Source organism: Gordonia liuliyuniae, from assembly GCF_021739025.1.
Classification (GTDB): Bacteria; Actinomycetota; Actinomycetes; order Mycobacteriales; family Mycobacteriaceae; genus Gordonia; species Gordonia liuliyuniae.
This window is the reverse complement of sequence record NZ_JAKKOT010000012.1, coordinates 1-1825: the sequence shown is the minus strand read 5'-3', so window position 1 is coordinate 1825 and position 1825 is coordinate 1. Positions and strand designations below refer to the sequence as shown.

The following is a 1825-nucleotide window of genomic DNA, read 5'->3' as shown; positions in this document are numbered from 1 at the left end:
CGCGGCGACGTGCCGCACGACGAGAGGGAAACGATGAGCGATCCGCAGGACCAGACTCCTGGAGACGCCGGGGTGGGCGGCCTGTTCTCGCGAACGTCGTGCGTTCCCGCGAACGTTCTCGCTTCCCGCTATTGGACAGTCCAGTAGCGGGAAGCGAGAGCGTTCGCGGGAAGGCAGAGGGGTAGCGGGAAGGCGGCAGGGTTTGCGGGAAGGCGGCGGGGCGGCACGCTTTTCGGGCACTCGTTGTTCGAACGTACGTTTTTGTCGGAGGTGAGTTATATCATACTTATAGTTCTCGAGAACGTGTCAGGAGCCAGGTGTTCTTTGACAATTCGATAGCGCGCCGCAGTCCAGGCGAACCCGTTACAGACTGCTCGTTCCTCGGGTGAGAGTGCGAGCCGCGGGAGGGCTACGGCGGCACTTGCCGGGGTGGTGCCCGGCACCCCACACGGGGTGGGGTTCGGTCCACGTCGTTCGCTCAACCCACGGCAGGGTGCCGTGGTTCGAGCGCGCCGACAACCGGCCCCACGTAGTCGCTGAAGTCCTGGATCGAAGGAGGTCCTGTCATGTTCGCTTCCACTGTTCGCGAATTCGCCGACCACATTGTCGATGAACTCGCTCCACCCACCGCCGTCGAACGCGAGGCCGGTGACTCGCTGAGGTTGGCGTGCCGACTCGACCGCGCCAGCAAAGTCGGCGCCGACGACGGCGACATTCTGTCGGCGATCGTCGAAGTCGCCCGAGCACGCAACGTCCTCGACGCAGCACAGTCCCGCTTGGTGCGGGCCGCCGAGGTCGCCGGGATCCCGTTCCGTACACGGATCCGAACTGCGGCGGGATTGTTGACCGCGATCGGCGTTGCACCGTCGGTCGCGCACCGAACCGTCCGCAACGGACACCACACCGAACACCTCGAAGTGATCGGACGCGGTACCCGAGACGGATCGCTGTCGGCCGAGATGGCCGACGCCGTCGGCAAAGGCGTCACGCTCGTCGAACAACGCATCGACCTCGACGACGCACAACGCCAACAGCTGGCACGCAAACTCGTCGTCCACGAAACACCCGGCGACGTCGCCACCGCAGCACGCCGCGAAGCAATCCGCCTCGACACCGTCACCGACGATCCGGAACAGATTCCGGTCGCCGAGAACGCAGCACTCAACGAGATGTCGCTGACCATCGCCGACGACGGCCGAGTCACATCCACGATCGATCTCGATGTGCTGACCGGCGAAGAACTGCACGCAGCCCTCGACCCACTGTGCAGGCCTATCCCGTCACCGGACGGATCACCCGACCCACGCTCGACCGGGCAACGCCGGGCAGACGCGCTCGGTCAGATCATCCGGACCTATCTGTCCGGATCCGAGCGGCCGACCAGCGGTGGAGTTCTGCCGCATGCGACGTTGATCGTCCCCACCACGGGGAACACCTCAGTAGGTGATGGGGTGGCGCGTCTGGGATTCACCGGCCCGGTGTCGTCGACGACGGTCGGATTGACCCTATGCTCGGCAGCGGTCGCGGCCGTCGAAGTCGACGACCAGGGCGTCCCTCTCGCGGTCGGGCGCGAACACCGGCTGTTCCCGTCCGGAATCCGGAAGGCTCTCGCGGTCCGCGACGGCGGGTGCGTTTTCCCGGGCTGTGGTCGCCCGGTCTCGTGGACCGATGCCCATCACTGCGTCCCGTGGGCAGAGGGCGGAGATACCTCGCTGGGCAACGGGGTTCTGCTGTGTCGGATGCACCACGTGCTCATCCATCACAGTGAGTGGGAGGTGTTCATCGGCGACGATGGCCACCCGTGGTTCCAACCGCCGGCCGACCC

At 65.9% G+C, this 1825-nt stretch carries 1 protein-coding gene; it reads left to right on the top strand.

Annotated elements, in window-relative coordinates; genetic code table 11:
• Positions 1-566: 566 nt before the first annotated feature.
• A partial coding sequence (locus L5G28_RS19220) for an HNH endonuclease signature motif containing protein (protein ID WP_237002926.1) occupies positions 567-1825 on the top strand: 1259 nt, incomplete at its 3' end.